General features: G+C 63.7%; 1 protein-coding gene and 1 pseudogene. One reads left to right on the top strand and one right to left on the bottom strand.

Annotated features, from left to right (window positions below):
• The coding region (gene yegQ / locus HP546_RS29835; RefSeq protein ID WP_172233348.1) for a tRNA 5-hydroxyuridine modification protein YegQ at window positions 1-1,327 on the bottom strand (1,327 nt) is incomplete at its 3' end.
• 133 nt (window positions 1,328-1,460) lie between these two features.
• On the opposite strand from yegQ, the pseudogene HP546_RS29830 reads away from it, so the two are divergent.
• Window positions 1,461-1,819, top strand: a pseudogene (locus tag HP546_RS29830) (AI-2E family transporter); the annotation flags it as partial.

Here is a 1,819-nt window from a genome sequence, read left to right as displayed (position 1 = left end):
CGGCTTCGCTGGCACCGATGTCGCGCATCAGCAGGGCGTACTCCAGGGCAACCTGCTCGGGGATCGGCAGGTACACCACATGGCCGTCACCTGGCGCCACCTCGATGGCCTGCTGCTGGCGGTTGCACAGGCGGTGCAGGTCGAAGTGGTAGTTGCCGCGCGGGGTCATCAGCTCCAGATGGTCACCCACGGCGAAGCGGTTCTTGACCTTGACTTCGGCCAGGCCATCGATGCGCACACCGGTGAGTTCGCCGACGAACTGCTGGCGCTCGGAGACCGAGTTGCCACGCTGGTAGTTCTGATATTCGTCGTGCACATGGCGACGCAGGAAGCCCTCGGTGTAGCCACGCTGCGCCAGGGACTCGAGGTTGTCCATCAACCCGCGGTCGAACGGCCGCCCGGCTGCGGCGTCGTCGATGGCCTGGCGGTACGACTGCACCGCACGGGCACAGTAGAAGTGCGACTTGGTGCGCCCTTCGATCTTCAGCGAGTGCACGCCCATGGCGGCAAGGCGCTCGACGTGCTGGATGGCGCGCAGGTCCTTGGCGTTCATGATGTAGGTGCCGTGTTCATCCTCGAACGCCGGCATTTCAGTGCCAGGGCGGTTGCTTTCCTGCAGCAGGAAAGCCTGCCCTGTGGGGGCGCCTGAGCCCAGGGTGGGCTGCACTTCGCGCACGATGTCGCCGCTGGCATTTTCGCTGGCGGGCATGGCGTCGTACTTCCAGCGGCAGGCGTTGGTGCAGCTGCCCTGGTTGGCATCGCGTCTGTTGAGGTAGCCCGACAGCAGGCAGCGGCCGGAATAGGCCATGCACAGGGCACCGTGGACGAACACTTCAAGCTCCATGTCCGGAACCTGCTGACGGATTTCCCCGATTTCTTCGAGCGACAGTTCGCGCGACAGGATCACCCGGCTCAGGCCAAGCTGCTGCCAGAACTGCACGCTGGCCCAGTTGACCGTATTGGCCTGCACCGACAGATGCACCGGCATCTGCGGGAAGTGCTGGCGCACCAGCATGATCAGCCCGGGGTCAGACATGATCAACGCGTCTGGCGCCATTTCGACCACCGGCGCCAGGTCCTTGAGGAAGGTCTTGAGCTTGGCATTGTGCGGGGCGATGTTGACCACTACATAAAATCGCTTGCCCAGGGCATGCGCTTCGTCGATGCCCTGGGCCAGGTTGGCGTGGTCGAATTCGTTGTTGCGCACCCGCAAACTGTAGCGCGGCTGGCCGGCATAGACCGCATCGGCGCCGTAGGCAAAGGCGTAGCGCATGCTCTTGAGGGTGCCGGCGGGGGCCAGCAGTTCGGGCTTGGCAGTAGGGGTCATGTGCGCACCGGGGCAAAAGGCCCGGATGCTAGGGCCGACAGAAAACCCGCGTATTGATTTGCATCAAGGGAGTGGCGGCACTTTTACCCAAGCGGCAGGCACTAATATCCCAGAAGCCATTCGAGGATGTGAAATGAACGAAACCGCACTGCAGAACAAGGCCCTGGCGGTGCTCCTGGCGCTGGTGACGATTGCCTTCGTCTGGATTCTGCTGCCGTATTACGGTGCGATCTTCTGGGCGGTGATACTTGGCATCCTGTTTGCCCCCCTGCAGCGGCATCTGCTGATCCGTTTCGGCCGCCGACGCAACCTGGCCGCCGCCACCACCATGCTGGTGTGCCTGCTGGTGGCGATCCTGCCGGTGATCATCACCAGCGCGCTGCTGGTACAGGAGGGCGCCACGCTGTACCAGCGCATCGAGAGCGGGGAACTGGACATTGCCGGCTTTGTCGAGCGCGGCAAGGACATGCTCCCGGCGTTTGCCCAGCATGG

The organism is Pseudomonas sp. CM25, assembly GCF_013179705.1.
Classification (GTDB): domain Bacteria; phylum Pseudomonadota; class Gammaproteobacteria; order Pseudomonadales; family Pseudomonadaceae; genus Aquipseudomonas.
The sequence above is the reverse complement of the archived record's forward strand: the minus strand, read 5'-3'. Positions and strand labels throughout refer to the sequence as shown.